We start from the raw sequence: 14,811 nt of genomic DNA, 5'->3' as shown, positions 1-14,811 counted from the left end.
TTTTGAAATATCTTGCATTGACAAATTAAATGGTTGTCGCACCGTGCGGCCATGGCCAGCGCTCCCAACCTCGACCTCGATCTCCTCCGCTGCTTCGTGACGATTTCCGAAGTGGGGAGCTTTACCCGGGCTGGCGACCGGCTCGGCCGGACACAATCGACGATCAGTCTGCAAGTGAAGCGGCTCGAGGAGCAGCTGGGCCGGACGCTCTTCGCGCGTACGCCCCGATCGCTCAGCCTCACCGATGACGGCAAGCGATTGCTAGGTCCGGCCCGGCAGCTGCTGCGCCTCAACGATGCGGCAATTGCCGAACTGTTCGAACCCGATATGGCGGGACGCGTCAGGCTCGGGGTGCCTGAAGATTTCGCCACCGCCCATCTGCCCGCTGTATTGTCAGCTTTTACGAAGGCGCATCCTCTCGTCGAGCTCGAGGTGACCTGCGATCTCACGCTCAACCTTCTGGACAAATTTCATGCCGGCGCATTCGATTTCGTGCTCGTCAAGCGCGAGCCGTCGGCGCCGCTCGAAGGCGTTCGGGTGTGGCGCGAGCCGTTGGTCTGGGTCGCGCGCGATCAATTAGCGGCTACGGGCCTTGCGAGCATTCCGCTCGTCGTCTCGCCCGAGCCGTGCGTCTATCGCAAGCGCGCGGTTGATGCGCTCGAGGCGATCGGTCGCGACTGGCGTGTGGCCTATACGTCGACGAGCCTCGCGGGCAGTCTTTCGGCGGTGAGCGAAGGCCTCGGCATTGCAGTTCTCCCTCGCGAGATGGTGCCGCCGCACCTGACCTCGATTGCCGGTGAAGCCGATCTGCCATCGCTTTACGACACCGAAATCGCGCTGATCGAGGCGGCGGGACTCTCCGACACGGCGCACCGCCTTGCTCAACATGTTGTCGCCGCCCTTGAACGCGGTAGCTGAGTTCCGATGGTTTCCCGCCTTCATCCGGCGTCAGATATTCCGTTCGGGAAGTTTGATGGCGCTTTATCGGTCACAGATGTTCATAGGAGCGTGCGTCAATATGCACGTCTATTCGACGAATGGGCTAAGGCGGTTGGCCTCCGAAGCCAAGGTTAGGGGACGAATTCGTTACGCCGAACCATGCGTCAATCATCTACAAACGACCGCCAATTTGCGTGCCGTGCAAATTCTGCTTGGGCACACGAAGATTGAAGACACGGTGCGGATAGCGGGGCGTCGACGTTGAACATGCTCTGACTCTGGCAGAAGGCATCGAAGCCTAGCAATCCAATGTCGATATCATTGAGAGCGAACGCTCTGGCGTGCTTTCGAACCTCCGCTCACTTTATTTGGTCCCCAAGAGCGGACGGTCTCCAACTGGTCAGGTTCGGTCTAGCAGAGTCTGAACGCTTCCGGATTTCTAACTCTCAAACCGGGCGGGCAGCCCCGACCGGCCACCTGAGCATGTGAGCGACGGGTTGCTGGTGCCCGCCTGTTGCCGGACCGGATGGAAGCAGGCCGGCAATGATTTGGAACCGCGTGCTGTAAAGCGCGGCGACAACCCCTCCGCCGGGCGAAGGGGCCGCTCCCGCGACTAGGCCGACGCGCCGCCGTCGATGTTCAGCGTGGTTCCGGTGATGTAGGTCGCATCTGGGCCGGCCAGAAACGACACTGCTCCTGCGATCTCCTCGACCCGGCCGTAGCGACCGAGCGGAATGGCACCGATCATCTGCTTCGCGAACTCGCCCTCAGCGGGATTCATATCGGTGTCGATGGGGCCCGGCTGCACGGTGTTGACGAGGATATTGCGCGACGCGAGGTCCTTTGCCCAGCCGCGCGCCAGCGCCGCCACTGCCGCTTTGGTCGCGCTGTAGATCGCGGTCGCGGGGAACGCCATCTCGCCCGAGATGCTGCCGATCAGGATAATACGCCCCCCATCGCGCAGGTGCGGCAGCGCCGCGCGCGTGCCGACGTGCAGGCCCTTCACATTGACCCCGAATTGACGGTCATAGCTCTCGTCAGTGTCGTCGCCGACGGTAGAGAATTCGGCGACGCCGGCATTGTGGACAAGGATATCGATCCCGCCTAGCGCGGCCGCTGCCTGTTCGACGCCCGCCCGCTGTGACCCGGGCTGGGAGGCATCGGCCTGAAAGGCAAAGGCGGTGCCGCCCGCGCGCTCGATCGCCGCCACGGTCGCGTCGGCCGCCGCCTTGTTGCCCGAATAGGTGATCGCGATCGCCGCGCCATCGGCCGCGAGGCGCTTGGCGATTGCCGAACCGATACCGCGCGATCCGCCGGTGACGAGCGCTTTTTTGCCCAGAAGTGACATGTAAATTCTCCAATCATGCCCGCGATCACGGCGTCGTGCGCAGTCGGCAAGGCACAAGATGGGTCGTCAATCCAATAGTTCAATATTCCCGAACTATTAAAATTACGTTGTCGGCCTATATTGTGTCTATGCCCCGCTTCACCCATCCCAGGCTGGAAGACGTGCCGCTCGAACTGGCGCTCCATGCCCTCGCCGATCCCAACCGTCTGGCCATGGTCGCGCGCCTGGCCGGCACCGAGCAGCTGAGCTGCACCAACGCTGCCCCGTGCGACTCGATTCCCAAGAGCACGCTGTCGAACCATCTCAAGCTGCTGCGCGCCGCAGGCCTGATCGAGACGACCCAGGCCGGTCGCGAGATGATCAACAGGCTGCGCCGCAAAGAATTCGAGCAACGCTTTCCCGGACTTTTGAACGCAATCCTCGCCAACCGGTCCGCCTAGTAGAAAGCAAGGCGCTAGTGATCGTCGTCGGACGCGGTCGAACCGCTCGCTCGGATTTGCCAGTCTCACTTGTACGTTCGCTTCATGCGCGAGACGGAAGCGACCATTCAGCGGCTGGCCAGCATCGAGATTCTCCCGCAAAGCTTGGCATGCTGATTTACGGTGAACCCGTGGTCGACAGAGCCGCTCTCGGCGCGGGACCGGCATCTGGATTTCGCACGATCCAGCCGTGACCGTTGCGCAAGTCGAGCGGGATGAGCCAGCGGTGCAAAAAAAGCATTCCGAGATCGCCGTCCATAATCATGTCCGCGGTGAACAGAAGGTCGACTGGAGGTCAACGCCTTGGGGTCACTTGGAAATGCGCCGACTGCGGCCCTTCTGCATCCGCCTGCAAGCCGAACATGGCCGCATTACGCTTTGCAACCAGTACCGTGCGTCCATTTCCGGAATTAAGCTCCATACATATCGGCCCGCGTGGGCTGATCACATGGGCCCTGACGACAAGAGCCGTGCCCTGCTTTCTCCCCCTGGATTGCTGTCGACGATTATTCGCCCGTGTTGCGTCGGAGAGGCGCAGAAAGCGTTATCACGGTGAGCGAGAGAACCAGCCAGCCGAGCGCTGCGTACACCGCTTTGGCGATCCGCCAGGGCCTTGCCCATGCATCGGAGCGAATTGAACAGATGCCTTCTTCGCGCAGGTCCAGAAGGGGGATGAAGACATCGGTGGCATAAATCCAGGTGTCGATGGCTTGACCGCAAGGGATGCTCGTTCGCACCGCTGAGCCCGGCACCACCTCGATGCCCAGAGAATTCTCGCCTGCGACCGCAACGCCCTGTACAGGCGTGAGAGACAGTTCGAGGGCAGGGGGACCCGAGCCGCTGAAGTCCAATCCGAGCATCGGAAGTGGCTGCCCGTGATTGGCTGCTTCGACGCCGATCCAACCGACAAGGAGGAAGGCGGCGCAAGTCGCAAGCGCTCTTGTCGGCGACAGCCCGTAGCGGAACAATCCACCCCAGAAAGTGACCAGCGCGGCTTCATAGATCGGGCCGAACAATTGGCGAAGCCCTGGCCACATGCGACTTCGCTGCTTCTTGATGTCGCGGCGGGCCTTTTCGGCTAGCACAATATTCGCCTCATCGGCAAAACCATGCAAGCGATAGACCCGCGCAAATGCCTCATAGGGTTGGGGCGACCAGTCCTGGATGCGGCTCTGGACCTGGCGGCCGAGCCACGCCACCCTGGCAGTGGCGCCCGACTGGCTGTCCCGCATCCCGGACAAGCGGCGCGACGTAGAATTGCCTAGCGCGCGCCCACGCATCTCGACAAATCGCCGAACCGAAATGCCTTCGAGCAACAGTCTCGCATCCTCACCCCAGAGCGCGCCGTCCTGATCGTTCAGAGCAGCGCATTCGAGACCGCTCAGATCACTGACTGGAAATGCAGCGGACATGCATTGTCGCACCAGCAGATCGCGGCGAACGGCATCGAGCGAAGTCCAATCGGCGTCGAAAAGCGGAGCAAGAGCGTCTGCCCGGTCCGCAAATCGATGGCCGAGCGGGCCTTTGAACTCTCCCGCGCTCGACTGTTCGGTCATTTGGCTGACGGACTGCTCGGAAAAGGAAAGCTTGCCCGATTGGTCAATCCTGGCCTTGCAGTCGATGCGCGCGCCGCCATATGCGAGCGCTAACCTGACGTCCCAAGCGCGAGTGTCAGCGACCGGCGGGTCTTGCTCTATGATCCGCATCCGGCCCTCGCTGCCTTCAAGCATTCCGGTCAAGAAGGCGACATAGGCCGGCACGGTGTCCAGGGTTACCCGGCCTGCCCCCATAAGGTGGTACACGGCGCATCCCTTATTCAACAGATAGTCGGCCACAATCCGCCGGTGGCAGCGCCACCAGACGGCCTCGGAGCACATGATGGCACTGGACTTCTGGCCGCCCCGTTCAAGTAGTTCGGCGAGTGCGACCTGGAACGGCTTGGTCGTGGCATAGTCCGCATAGTTGTGAAAACTCTGGTTCTTCCAGAAACCGTTCGTGGCCGGATCGACCGACAGCTGCCGCGGCCTCCGCCCGCCAAGGTCCTTCAGATACACATGCCCAATTTGATATTGCTCAAGCGTGCGCGGAAGTGTGTCGAGATTATATTGAGGGTTGGTTCGCGAGCGCGGATGAGACCGTATATCGACGATTTGCGTTACCCCGACGGCGCGCAGGATATCGACGAAGACTTCGATCGTCCGTGTTGAATGGCCGATCGTGTAAATCGACAGGGCGGCGGCTTCAGTCATCGTCTGCCCCTTTTCCCAACGCCTGTCTGACGGCGGATTTGAGAGCGGGAAGAACATCGGATTCGAACCAGCGATTTCGCTCGATCCAAATTTGTGATCGCCAGGATGGATGAGGTAACGGAAAATAATCCGGTAGATAGTCTCGGTAATGGCGGACACGCTCTTCCACCTTGCCGGGCCCCAAGGCGGCCGCCTGCGCGTAGGATCCCACGAGCAAGGTAAGACGAATGTGGGGCATGTGGGCGAGAAGGCGTGATCGCCAAAGCGGCGCGCACTCCCGGCGAGGAGGGGCGTCGCCGCCCGCGCTGCGCCCGGGATAGCAAAACCCCATAGGAAGAATCGCAATTGACTGCGCATCGTAAAAGATGTCGTCCGACAGGCCGGTCCACGCGCGCAGCCGATCGCCCGATGGATCGGCGAACGGAACGCCCGACGCGTGGACTTTAGATCCTGGAGCCTGGCTCGCGATTAGCAGTCGCGCTTCGCGCGAGGCCTGCAGAACGGGGCGGGTTCCATGCGGGAGATGCAGAGCGCATGTCTGACATTGCCGCACCTCCTCGATCAGACTTTCAATAGAATTCATGTTGAAACCTGCAACTGCATCTGCGTGGCTTCAACCAGGAACGCCGGTGGTCGGCGGCGGTTGCGGGCGCTTTCCCTGCGGATCTGGCGTTCGGGCAGACGTTGCGCCGAGCGGACGATTCAGCGGACTGGCGAAATATCAATCCTGCGTCCGCTGCCCGTCTAGCTGAATAATCGTCGCCATTCGAACGATGTCCGACAGCGTTTTCGCTTGCATCTTCATCATGGCATTCGCCCGATAGACCTCCACCGTCCGTGCGCTGATCGAGAGATCAAAGGCTATGGCCTTGTTCGCCTTGCCGGCGACAAGGCCATCGACGACCTCGCGCTCGCGCGCCGAAAGCGCGGCCATGCGGTCCATGATCGCCCGTCGTTCCGCCCGCGCGGTTTCGCTACTGGTCTGCTGTGTCAGCGCCCGCTGGATTGCACCCAGCATGATGTCATCGTCGAAAGGCTTCTCGATGAAATCGGCGACACCGGCCTTCATGGCCTGAATGGCGAGCGGGACATCGGCATGACCGGTAATCATAATGACCGGGATGGACGCGCCCCGAGCCTTCAATGTCTCCACCAACTCCATCCCGCTGATCCCTGGCATCCGTACGTCGGTCACGACGCAAGCGCCATCGAGTGGCGGTGACGCCTTCAGAAAGGCGTCGGCAGACGCAAAGCCCCGGACGCGGATGCTGGCGCAATCAAGAAGAAATTCGAGCGAACCGCGCGCGCCGTCATCGTCGTCGACCACATAGACGATCGGATCATTCGCCATCAATTAACTCCTCTTGGCCCATTCTCGGCAAGGTGAAGCTGAACCGCGCGCCGCCGCCGGGCACCGGATCGACCCGGATCTTCCCGCCATGTGCCTCAACGATAGTGCGCGAGATCGACAAGCCCACGCCCATACCGGTGCGCTTCGTGGTTATGAAGGGCTGAAACAATTGCGCCGCCACGGCGGGATCGATTCCGGGGCCATTGTCGGTCACGGCGACCCGGGCCATGTCGCCATCGGACTCGATCCCGATCGTCATTTCGCGGTTTCCCACGGCCGTATCGGCAAAAGCGTCGACCGCATTGCGGACGAGATTGAGCACCACCTGCTGAATCTGCACCCTGTCGACGAGCACCAGATCCACGGCTGGATCGAAGGCGAAGCGAATGCGGATATCATGTTCGCGCGCACCTACCAGCGCAAGCGCGCTCGCCTCCTCCACCAGCTTGGGCAGGCTTTCGACCGTTCGCTCGGTTTCGCCGCGTGACACGAAATCGCGCAGCCGCCGAATGATGTCGCCCGCGCGCAGAGCTTCTGCCGCCGCCCGTTCAACGGCGTCGGTCAGCCGATCCATCGGAACCTGCTCGCGCGCCAGAAGGATCCGGCTGCCCTTGAGATAATTGGCGATCGCCGACAGCGGCTGGTTGATCTCGTGCGCCAGTGCCGATGCCATCTCGCCCAGACTGGTGAGGCGGGAAACGTGGACGAGTTCGTTCTGCAGTTCCTGCAATCGCGCCTCGGCCTTCTGATTCTCGGTGAGGTCACGAATGAAACCGGTGAAGAAGCGTTCGCCGCCGGCCCGCATCTCGCCGACCGACAATTCGATCGGAAAGGTCGAGCCGTCGCGCCGCTCTCCTACGACCACGCGCCCCTTCCCGATGATCCGCCGTTCGCCGGTGCGGTAGTAGCGGTCGAGATAATCGTCATGCGCGCCGCGGTAGGGCTCAGGCATCAGCAGGCGCACGTTGCGGCCCACTATCTCCTTTGCCGGCCAGCCAAACATGCGTGTCGCTGCCGGACTGAAGTCACGGATATCGCCAGCTTCGTCAATGACCACCATCGCGTCGGGCACCGTCTCCAGAACCGAACGGAGATGCGCTTCGCGCGCGGCGAGGCTGGCGGCAGCCCTCTCGGTTTCGACCCGAGCGTGCTGGAACCATTCGCCGCCGATGGCAATCGCCAGCGAAATAAGCAGGAATGACGCAGCCGCTATCCAGCTCCCGCCGGCAAGAGGGCCCGACAGGCTGTCGCACCTCAAGCCCGCCGCCGCGCCCGCCAGAGCCGCCAGGAGGCCGGCGCGCCATCCAGAAAGAGCGCCCGCCAGGACCACGCCGGGCACGAAGAAGATGAAGGTTGCGCGCTGGCCCAGCTCCTCCGCGAAAGCGAGTCGGACGCCGGCGCCCGAGGCGATGGCAACCAATGCGAGCGCAAGCGCCTGCGCCACCGGAAGCCGGGGCAGAAAGCGGCTCGCAAAGCTGGCACGCTGGACCTCCGGTAAATCCCTTAGGGGAGGTACGGTAGGGACATCATCCAAATTTCCGCGCTCCTCTCTCCGGCCTATTTCGTCCCCATCGACGGCATCTCTACCCCTGCCGCCGGAACGGAGATGTTCCCATGACTGCACCTTTCATCGATCTCAGCGTCCATCACAACCCCAAGGGTCTGTCCGATCGTGTCGCTTATGGCTTCACCAAGGCCTTGCGCTGGTGCGCCGACACTTTTTTCGCCGAGCGCTACGGTCATCGCGCCGTGGTTCTGGAAACGGTCGCCGCTGTGCCCGGCATGGTCGGTGCCACGATCAACCATCTCGCGTGCCTGCGCCGCATGTGCGACGACAGGGGCTGGATCAAGACGCTCATGGACGAGGCCGAGAATGAGCGCATGCACCTCATGACCTTCATCGAGATTTCCAAGCCGACGCTCTTCGAACGGGCGGTGATCATGGGCGTGCAATGGGTGTTCTATGTCTGCTTCTTCGCGCTCTATCTCATCAGTTCAAAGACAGCGCACCGCGTCGTGGGTTATTTCGAGGAAGAGGCGGTGATCAGCTACACACATTATCTTGCCGAGATCGACGAGGGCCGCAGCGTGAACGTCCCGGCGCCCCAAATCGCCAGACATTATTGGGGCCTGCCCGCCGATGCGACGTTGCGTGACGTCGTTCTGGTCGTTCGCGCCGACGAGGCGCACCACCGCGATGTCAACCACGGCTTCGCCAACGAGCTCGCCGGTCTGCCCGTCGGCGCGGTGGCCGAGTGTCCGCCGCATGTGACGCTGGAACCCAATTGGAAGAAGGCGGCTTGAGCGCAGGCCCAAGGCAAGGAGAGAAGGGCATGGATCGGCCGGTTACACTTCTGGCGAGCGATCTCGCCCTTCGCTCCGCGCTCGGTTTTTTGCTGACGCTCGAGGGGTTTGACATTCGCGGCGACGCCGACCGCGCCACCGGTTCCGTGTGCTTGGTCGTCGACCAGGGCTTTCGCGGCGACGGACTGGCATGGCTTGCCGGCCTTCGCGCCGCCGGGAACTCGTCGCCAGCCATCGTGCTCACGACGCATCCTGACCGCGTCGTTCGCGCCTCGGCCGTGGCGCTCGGCGCGCGGCTGATAGAAAAGCCGCTGACGGGCGACGAATTGACCGATGCCCTGACCGAAATCCTGACCCATCGCCCCGCCGATTGACCGCCGCGACACCTATCGAAACAAAGGAATATACTATGCGCACCGCCTCTCCCCAAGCCATGGCCATCGTCAAATCGACCGCTCCGGCGCTCGAGAAGCACGGCGTCGAGATCACCACCGCCATGTACACGCGGCTCTTTTGCGACCCTGCCATTGAGGCGCTGTTCGACAAGGCGGCCCAGCGCAGCGGCGAGCAGCCGCGACGCCTTGCGGGCGCCATCCTTGCCTACGCGCGCAATATCGACAAGCTTGCGAACCTCGGCACGGCGGTCTCGCGCATGGTCGCGCGCCATGTCGAGACCGGCGTCAAGGCCGAACACTATCCCTATGTCGCCGAAGCCCGGCTTCCTGCGATCCGCGACGTGCTCGGGGCCGACGTCGCTACCGACGAGGTGCTGGCGGCTTGGGGAGAGGCTTATTGGATGCTCGCCGACATTCTCATCGCAGCCGAGGCGCAAGCCTATGAAGACGCCTTAGCAGCCTGACCGGGTAGACCGAATGCAACCGCAATTATCCGAGCAGGACCTCGCGAAGCTCATTCCCGAATTTTACGCGCGGGTCAGGGCCGATCCGGTTCTTGGTCCGGTCTTCAACCGCGCAATCGCGGACTGGGACGAGCATCTTGAAAAGCTGCAAGCATTCTGGTCGTCGATCATGCTGACGAGCGGGCGTTACAAGGGCCAGCCGATGGTCGCCCATCTGCGTCACGAAGGTGCCATGACCAAGGCGAATTTCGACCGCTGGCTGGCGTTGTGGCGAAGAACCACCGGAGATCTTCTCGATCCGGGTATTGCGGCCGCACTTCAGGCGAAGGCAGCGCGGATCGCCGAAAGCCTGCAGCTTAGCGTCCAGTTCCAGCGTGAACGATTGGCGAGATCATGACGACCACCCTGCCCGCCGGTGTTCGATCCTACAAACGAACCGCCACATTTACTGAAGCGACGACGCCCGCTGCCTTGATGAGCGACCATGCGACGAAAGAGGGCGTCTGGGGTCTGATTCACGTCGAAGAGGGCAGATTGCGCTACCTTGTGACCGACGAACGACGGCTCGCTTCCGAAATAATCATCACGCCGGAGAGCGAACCGGGCATTGTCGAACCTACGATCGCGCACAGAGTCGAAGCGGTTGGGCGAGTGCGGTTCTTCGTTGAATTCCTGCGCTGAACCTCGAGCGCGCAGCCCGCGCGCGGCGGCTCGCCGATTCCGGGGGAGTATCTCAGGGACGCGGCCGTTCCCGGCGCCTTCGGCTAGCCGAGCTTCGACAGATGCTTGACGAGCAGGGGCTGGAGTTGTCGCAGCTCTTCGCGATGTGCCGCAGACAGAATTGACAGGATATCAAGTGCCTGTGGTGTCAGTCTGAGCAAAGCCCGCCGGCGATCGGATTGCGTCAGCTCGCGGCGAACAAGACCCAATGTCTCGAGCCGGTCTATCAACTCGGACGCGGAGTGAGGTTTCACGATCAGGCGCCGTGCAACATATCCGACCGTCGCTTCGTCGGGCGGCGCCCCGCGGATCGCCAACAGCGCCTGGTGCTGTTGCGGCTTCAACCCCGCTTCCGCTGCCTTGGTCTCGCTGAAAACCTGGAAGCGCCGCAGCGCGTACCGGAATTCGGCCAGTGCGGCATAATCGATGTCCGTCGAATTCGCAGCCATGAACGCCCCTGATTGAATTATATCGCATTACGATATAATTGCGCCGCCTCCGTCATTCGAAAGAGGCATATGGTGAGCTTTCCTTCTGCACGAACGATTTCCGGCCATCAACTTGCCGACCATAGCGCCGACGCCAGAATGATATTTCTTTCGCTTCTGGCGCCGGTGGTCGGCACAGGCGGGGCGTTCGGCGCGTGGGTCCTGATCAAATCGATCGCCCTCGCCACCAACGCCTTCTGGTTTGGACGGATTTCGGCCGAAGCGGCGGAAATCTCGGATGCCGCCGTGGGTTTGGCCGTGGTTGCCGTCCCCGTGATCGGCAGCCTGATCATCGGTCTGATGGCGCGGTTCGGTTCGGAGAAGATCCGCGGCCACGGTATTCCCGAAGCGATCGAGACGATCCTGTTCGGTGAAAGCCGCTTGTCGCTGAAAGTCGCAATTCTCAAGCCGATATCTGCCGCCATTTCGATCGGAAGTGGGGGGCCATTCGGAGCCGAAGGACCGATCATCATGACAGGTGGCGCCGTCGGCTCGCTCTTTGCCCAGTGTTTTCACCTTAGCGCGGCGGAACGAAAGACCTTGCTCGTGGCCGGCGCTGCCGCGGGCATGACCGCCATTTTCGGAACGCCGATGGCCGCGATCCTGCTCGCGGTCGAAATTCTCCTGTTCGAATGGAAGCCGAGAAGCTTTGTTCCGGTCGTCATCAGTGTTCTGGTCGCCGCTGCATGGCGCCCCGGACTGATCGGAGATGGCGCGATGTTCCCCGGTACTTGGTCCTCGCCGGAGGTCGGCTGGCTCGTCGCCGCCTCGGCCGGCATTGGCATAATTGCAGGACTGCAGGCCGCGCTGCTTTCCACCTTCCTCTACCGGATCGAAGACCTGTTCCATCGTCTGCCGGTCCACTGGATGTGGTGGCCGGCGATCGGGGCCACAGTCGTAGGCGTTGGCGGTTTGATCGATGCGCGCGTTCTTGGCGCCGGCTATTCGAATATCCAGTCGCTGCTCGATGGCTCGATGGCGTTGCGCGCAGCCATCGTCCTGCTGATTGCAAAAGCCATTGTCTGGCTCGTGGCTCTCGGGTCGGGGACGTCCGGCGGGGTGCTCGCACCCCTTCTCATTCTGGGGGGGGCAACGGGCTACATCCTCAGCCTTTGGCTACCCGGTTCGCCGAGCTTCTGGGCGATGATCGGCATGGCGGGCATCCTGAGTGGCGCGATGCGGGCGCCGCTTACCGGCATCATATTTGCCGCAGAATTGACGGGCCGTTTCGATGCGCTTCCGGCCCTTATCGCGGGATCCGGCTTCGCCTATGCAATCAGCGTTCTTTGTATGCGGCGTTCGATTCTCACCGAGAAAATCGCTCGCCGCGGACGGCACATCCTGCAGGAATATATCGTCGATCCGCTCGACATGCAGCAGGCCGGCCAGCTCATGACACCCGCGCCTGCCACGCTGCCGGCCGGAATGACGATCGGCCCGGCTCTGCGATTTTTCACCGACGAGGCAATTCACCGTAGTTATCCTGTCGTCGATGCCGAGGGATGCCTCGTCGGGCTAGCATCCAGATCGGACGCGCTGCGATGGAAGATAGGTGCTTTCGATGAGGCCGCGACGCTCGGCGAAACGCTTTCGGACGCATCGCAAACAGTGGCTCATCCCGAAACGCCGTGCGGCGTTGTCGCAGACCTCATGGTCGAGACAGGCGTTGCCCGCGTACCGATCGTCGAACGCGAGACAGGCAAAGTGGTGGGGATCCTCTCACGCCAGGATTTGCTCAAGGCGCGACGAGCGCAGCAGAGCGCCGAGACGAAGCGAAGACGTTTTGTCCGGCGGGATCTGGACGGTTCGACACCCGATTGATTTTTATATCGTAATGCGATATAATTATGCGCGTCGCCGATCTTCGCGACAATTGGTCGATCGGCGCCAGCAGGCGAACGATAGTGTAGATGCTCAGCGACCTGATGGAAGCCCTCGGGCTGGTTCTGGGGAGCTTCGCGGTGGCGGCCGCATCGGTCATCACGGTGTGGAGCGCCTTCGGACGATCGCATCACCCCGAATGGAGCGCTCCCGCGCTCCTGATTGCTCTGTCTCTCGCGATCGCCATGCGTCTGGTCCGCGGCGAGCTATTGTCGATGGCCGCGATATTGCTGACGATCGCCGCCCCATTTCTGTGGATGGAAGGACGAAGGCGCAATCACGGATCGAAAGCGCCAGCGGACCCCGGCACGCGGAGTGGGCCGTTCAATGGAAGGACATGATCATGCAGCCAAAGCCGTTCCTGCCGCGCTACCCCGCCATCGTTTCCTCGATCAACGGCCGGCGCCGGCCAGGGAAAGCAGAAATCCGTACTGTGGCGGTCCGGATATTTCACGAAATTCATGGGATCGGCCCAAACCGGACCCGCCGGCTCCGGCAAGCGCTGCTGATCGCGCGCGGCGCCTTGGGATTGCTCGGGCCTTCGAGCGAAGGCGCTTCCGCGATGCGCCGCCTGGGGGCGTGATGTGTCAGGTTCCATGGCGAGCACTAAAGTTGCCGCCTTTCCATGTCCGGAAGCGCAAGCGTCACTCGATTGCAACGGTTTCGATCGACCGCCACCCCGGTCTTTCGTGCTGATGCGGCGCTCGGACGCGAATATTCGGCATGAACGCCCGCTGGTGGGCGCCGCCAAAATGACAAACCATGCTCAGCGGGCGGCAGGAATGGACTGTTCGACTGATTGGCGAGCGATGCGGGAGGCGCTGAAAATCCCTGCGCCGATCAGGCTCATGCCGACAAGATGGAACCATCTGAACGGTTCGGAGAGGATAAATACGGCGAGCATGGCGCCGATAACTGGCATGATGTTGAGATAAAGCCCGGTTGCTGCCGACCCGAGCAACTCTACCCCGCGATTGAAAAAGAGATAGGCGATAAGCGAGGGAAACAGGCAGATATAGCCAATCGCCATCCAGCTTTCAGAACTGCTTTCTATCAATCGGCCGTCAATGATCTCGGCCAGATAGAAGGGCGCGATCACGACAATGCCGATCACGAAGGTTGCCGCCAGAAAGCTCAGTGGATGAACGGCCGGACGTTTGCGCAACAGAACGGAATAGAAGGACCAGACGACAACCGCGACGCAGATCACGAGATCTCCCGAATTGAATTCCAGTTCGAGAAGCGAGGACAGATCACCGCCCAGAATGATCATCAGCGCCCCGGTGATCGAGAGACATATGCCGATGACCTGCGGCATCCGGACATACTCCCCGAAAACGAGAGCACCGAGCATGAGAATCAGCGCAGGCTGCATCGACTGGAGCAGCAGGCCGTTGACTGCCGTGGTCGTTTGAAGGCCGGTGTAGAGGAGGGTGTTGAAGGTTCCGATCCCCAGAGCCCCCAGCAACAGCAGCCAGCGCCAGTGCGTTTTGAGGGTAGCGAAGTCTCGTCGCAGATGGGGCCATGCAAACGGCAACAACAACAGAAAGGCCAAGGCCCATCGCCACCAGGCTAGCGCGACCGGCGGCATCACATCGCGCGCCGCGCGACCGACAATCGAATTGCCAGCCCAGAACAGTGCGGTAAATGTCAGCAGGAGATAGGGGCGCGACCAGACCCAGCCGGTCATTCGCTCCAGAAGTGCGGGCATGCCAAGCTCCGGCTTATGGGGCGAAAGTTGCGAGCGCCGCGCTGGCGCATTGCTCGTTGCTTGCCGATCCACCCGAGCCTGCGACCCCGATGCCGCCGATCACGTCTCCGTCATGCAGGATGGGGAGGCCGCCGCCCAGAAGCAGGAGTTCAGGAAGCTGCGCGAGATTCCGCGCGCCCGGATCGGTTAACGCTCGCTCGGCCAGTGCGGATGTGCTTGCTTTGGTCGAAAGGGCGGTGAAGGCTTTGCGCTCGGCTGCGCGAATGTTGTGCGGCCCGACCTTGTCAGCCCGCTGGAGCGCAATGAGATTACCACCGCGATCGACAATCGCGACGACCGCGTCGCTGTTCATCGTCCGGCACGATGCCAGCGTCGCTTCGGCGAGCGCATTGGCCATGTCGAGCGAAACGGTGCGCTGCGCGACCGGCGCAGGCTGGGCGGTCGCAACAGCAAGCGTCAGGGGCAGCAACAGGCCATTCATC

General features: G+C 62.0%; 18 protein-coding genes and 1 pseudogene. 11 read left to right on the top strand and 8 right to left on the bottom strand.

Annotation, left to right across the window (positions count from 1 at the left end):
* Positions 1 to 51: 51 nt before the first annotated feature.
* Complete coding sequence (locus EBMC1_RS12140; RefSeq protein WP_003046996.1) at positions 52 to 918, top strand: LysR substrate-binding domain-containing protein; 867 nt, start codon at positions 52 to 54, stop codon at positions 916 to 918.
* An 81-nt stretch (positions 919 to 999) separates the two neighbouring features.
* Positions 1,000 to 1,241 (top strand): annotated as a pseudogene (locus EBMC1_RS18985) (tyrosine-type recombinase/integrase); the annotation flags it as partial.
* Positions 1,242 to 1,552: 311 nt separating this feature from the next.
* Here EBMC1_RS18985 and EBMC1_RS12135 read toward each other — a convergent pair.
* Positions 1,553 to 2,287, bottom strand: a complete 735-nt coding sequence (locus EBMC1_RS12135) for an SDR family NAD(P)-dependent oxidoreductase (RefSeq protein WP_003046994.1) — start codon at positions 2,285 to 2,287, stop codon at positions 1,553 to 1,555.
* 128 nt (positions 2,288 to 2,415) lie between these two features.
* Between EBMC1_RS12135 and EBMC1_RS12130 the strand changes: the two genes are divergently transcribed.
* Positions 2,416 to 2,727, top strand: coding sequence for an ArsR/SmtB family transcription factor (locus EBMC1_RS12130; RefSeq protein ID WP_040590225.1), 312 nt, complete (start codon positions 2,416 to 2,418; stop codon positions 2,725 to 2,727).
* A gap of 545 nt (positions 2,728 to 3,272) precedes the next feature.
* On the opposite strand, the gene EBMC1_RS18145 is transcribed toward EBMC1_RS12130, so the two are convergent.
* From EBMC1_RS18145 to EBMC1_RS12115, 4 genes are all read right to left on the bottom strand, one after another.
* Positions 3,273 to 5,015 (bottom strand): DUF488 domain-containing protein, encoded by a 1,743-nt coding sequence (locus tag EBMC1_RS18145; RefSeq protein ID WP_003046988.1) that lies wholly within the window; start codon positions 5,013 to 5,015, stop codon positions 3,273 to 3,275.
* Entirely contained in the window at positions 5,008 to 5,598 is a 591-nt protein-coding gene (locus tag EBMC1_RS18140) for a uracil-DNA glycosylase family protein (RefSeq protein WP_003046976.1), read from the bottom strand. The genes EBMC1_RS18145 and EBMC1_RS18140 overlap by 8 nt, the downstream gene beginning before the upstream one ends.
* A 138-nt stretch (positions 5,599 to 5,736) precedes the next feature.
* Complete coding sequence (gene fixJ / locus EBMC1_RS12120) at positions 5,737 to 6,366, bottom strand: response regulator FixJ (RefSeq protein ID WP_003046973.1); 630 nt, start codon at positions 6,364 to 6,366, stop codon at positions 5,737 to 5,739.
* Positions 6,356 to 7,810 (bottom strand): sensor histidine kinase, encoded by a 1,455-nt coding sequence (locus EBMC1_RS12115; RefSeq protein ID WP_003046970.1) that lies wholly within the window; start codon positions 7,808 to 7,810, stop codon positions 6,356 to 6,358. Before EBMC1_RS12115 ends, fixJ begins: the two co-directional genes overlap by 11 nt.
* A gap of 170 nt (positions 7,811 to 7,980) precedes the next feature.
* Between EBMC1_RS12115 and EBMC1_RS12110 the strand changes: the two genes are divergently transcribed.
* From EBMC1_RS12110 to EBMC1_RS12090, 5 genes are read left to right on the top strand one after another with little or no spacing between them, the layout of a single operon-like run.
* On the top strand, positions 7,981 to 8,670 hold the full coding sequence (locus EBMC1_RS12110; protein ID WP_003046967.1) for an alternative oxidase: 690 nt from the start codon (positions 7,981 to 7,983) through the stop codon (positions 8,668 to 8,670).
* 29 nt (positions 8,671 to 8,699) lie between these two features.
* Positions 8,700 to 9,044, top strand: coding sequence for a hypothetical protein (locus EBMC1_RS12105; protein ID WP_003046964.1), 345 nt, complete (start codon positions 8,700 to 8,702; stop codon positions 9,042 to 9,044).
* A gap of 35 nt (positions 9,045 to 9,079) precedes the next feature.
* Positions 9,080 to 9,529, top strand: a complete 450-nt coding sequence (locus EBMC1_RS12100) for a globin domain-containing protein (RefSeq protein WP_003046961.1) — start codon at positions 9,080 to 9,082, stop codon at positions 9,527 to 9,529.
* Positions 9,530 to 9,542: 13 nt separating this feature from the next.
* A complete protein-coding gene (locus tag EBMC1_RS12095) occupies positions 9,543 to 9,926 on the top strand; it encodes a group III truncated hemoglobin (protein ID WP_003046958.1) in 384 nt (127 codons plus the stop codon).
* Positions 9,923 to 10,210 (top strand): DUF1971 domain-containing protein, encoded by a 288-nt coding sequence (locus tag EBMC1_RS12090; protein ID WP_003046956.1) that lies wholly within the window; start codon positions 9,923 to 9,925, stop codon positions 10,208 to 10,210. Before EBMC1_RS12095 ends, EBMC1_RS12090 begins: the two co-directional genes overlap by 4 nt.
* 83 nt (positions 10,211 to 10,293) lie before the next feature.
* On the opposite strand, the gene EBMC1_RS12085 is transcribed toward EBMC1_RS12090, so the two are convergent.
* Positions 10,294 to 10,698: a MarR family winged helix-turn-helix transcriptional regulator gene (locus EBMC1_RS12085; RefSeq protein ID WP_003046953.1), complete on the bottom strand. Its 405-nt coding sequence runs from the start codon at positions 10,696 to 10,698 to the stop codon at positions 10,294 to 10,296.
* A gap of 72 nt (positions 10,699 to 10,770) precedes the next feature.
* Here EBMC1_RS12085 and EBMC1_RS12080 point away from each other — a divergent pair, with 72 nt between their 5' ends.
* The 3 genes from EBMC1_RS12080 to EBMC1_RS12070 all read left to right on the top strand — a co-directional run bounded on the left by EBMC1_RS12080 (position 10,771) and on the right by EBMC1_RS12070 (position 13,201).
* Positions 10,771 to 12,558, top strand: a complete 1,788-nt coding sequence (locus EBMC1_RS12080) for a chloride channel protein (protein ID WP_442852386.1) — start codon at positions 10,771 to 10,773, stop codon at positions 12,556 to 12,558.
* An 89-nt stretch (positions 12,559 to 12,647) separates the two neighbouring features.
* On the top strand, positions 12,648 to 12,959 hold the full coding sequence (locus EBMC1_RS12075) for a hypothetical protein (protein WP_003046949.1): 312 nt from the start codon (positions 12,648 to 12,650) through the stop codon (positions 12,957 to 12,959).
* On the top strand, positions 12,956 to 13,201 hold the full coding sequence (locus EBMC1_RS12070) for a hypothetical protein (RefSeq protein WP_003046946.1): 246 nt from the start codon (positions 12,956 to 12,958) through the stop codon (positions 13,199 to 13,201). The genes EBMC1_RS12075 and EBMC1_RS12070 overlap by 4 nt, the downstream gene beginning before the upstream one ends.
* 183 nt (positions 13,202 to 13,384) lie before the next feature.
* On the opposite strand, the gene EBMC1_RS12065 is transcribed toward EBMC1_RS12070, so the two are convergent.
* Positions 13,385 to 14,329 (bottom strand): DMT family transporter, encoded by a 945-nt coding sequence (locus EBMC1_RS12065; RefSeq protein WP_081611198.1) that lies wholly within the window; start codon positions 14,327 to 14,329, stop codon positions 13,385 to 13,387.
* 13 nt (positions 14,330 to 14,342) lie between these two features.
* Positions 14,343 to 14,810, bottom strand: a complete 468-nt coding sequence (locus EBMC1_RS12060; protein ID WP_003046940.1) for a GlcG/HbpS family heme-binding protein — start codon at positions 14,808 to 14,810, stop codon at positions 14,343 to 14,345.
* Position 14,811: the final 1 nt, after the last annotated feature.

Source organism: Sphingopyxis sp. MC1, from assembly GCF_000371385.1.
GTDB lineage: Bacteria > Pseudomonadota > Alphaproteobacteria > Sphingomonadales > Sphingomonadaceae > Sphingopyxis > Sphingopyxis terrae.
Note: the sequence above shows the minus strand (reverse complement) of the source record. Positions and strands in the feature narration are given on the sequence as shown.

Coding starts and splice junctions, on each gene's coding strand:
- EBMC1_RS12075 (WP_003046949.1), top strand. CDS start 12,648: ATGCTCAGCGACCTGATGGAAGCCCTCGGGCTGGTTCTGGGGAGCTTC.
- EBMC1_RS12110 (WP_003046967.1), top strand. CDS start 7,981: ATGACTGCACCTTTCATCGATCTCAGCGTCCATCACAACCCCAAGGGT.
- EBMC1_RS12065 (WP_081611198.1), bottom strand. CDS start 14,329: ATGCCCGCACTTCTGGAGCGAATGACCGGCTGGGTCTGGTCGCGCCCC.
- EBMC1_RS18145 (WP_003046988.1), bottom strand. CDS start 5,015: ATGACTGAAGCCGCCGCCCTGTCGATTTACACGATCGGCCATTCAACA.
- EBMC1_RS18140 (WP_003046976.1), bottom strand. CDS start 5,598: ATGAATTCTATTGAAAGTCTGATCGAGGAGGTGCGGCAATGTCAGACA.
- EBMC1_RS12130 (WP_040590225.1), top strand. CDS start 2,416: ATGCCCCGCTTCACCCATCCCAGGCTGGAAGACGTGCCGCTCGAACTG.
- EBMC1_RS12070 (WP_003046946.1), top strand. CDS start 12,956: ATGATCATGCAGCCAAAGCCGTTCCTGCCGCGCTACCCCGCCATCGTT.
- EBMC1_RS12100 (WP_003046961.1), top strand. CDS start 9,080: ATGCGCACCGCCTCTCCCCAAGCCATGGCCATCGTCAAATCGACCGCT.
- fixJ (WP_003046973.1), bottom strand. CDS start 6,366: ATGGCGAATGATCCGATCGTCTATGTGGTCGACGACGATGACGGCGCG.
- EBMC1_RS12105 (WP_003046964.1), top strand. CDS start 8,700: ATGGATCGGCCGGTTACACTTCTGGCGAGCGATCTCGCCCTTCGCTCC.
- EBMC1_RS12085 (WP_003046953.1), bottom strand. CDS start 10,698: ATGGCTGCGAATTCGACGGACATCGATTATGCCGCACTGGCCGAATTC.
- EBMC1_RS12090 (WP_003046956.1), top strand. CDS start 9,923: ATGACGACCACCCTGCCCGCCGGTGTTCGATCCTACAAACGAACCGCC.
- EBMC1_RS12060 (WP_003046940.1), bottom strand. CDS start 14,810: ATGAATGGCCTGTTGCTGCCCCTGACGCTTGCTGTTGCGACCGCCCAG.
- EBMC1_RS12135 (WP_003046994.1), bottom strand. CDS start 2,287: ATGTCACTTCTGGGCAAAAAAGCGCTCGTCACCGGCGGATCGCGCGGT.
- EBMC1_RS12140 (WP_003046996.1), top strand. CDS start 52: ATGGCCAGCGCTCCCAACCTCGACCTCGATCTCCTCCGCTGCTTCGTG.
- EBMC1_RS12095 (WP_003046958.1), top strand. CDS start 9,543: ATGCAACCGCAATTATCCGAGCAGGACCTCGCGAAGCTCATTCCCGAA.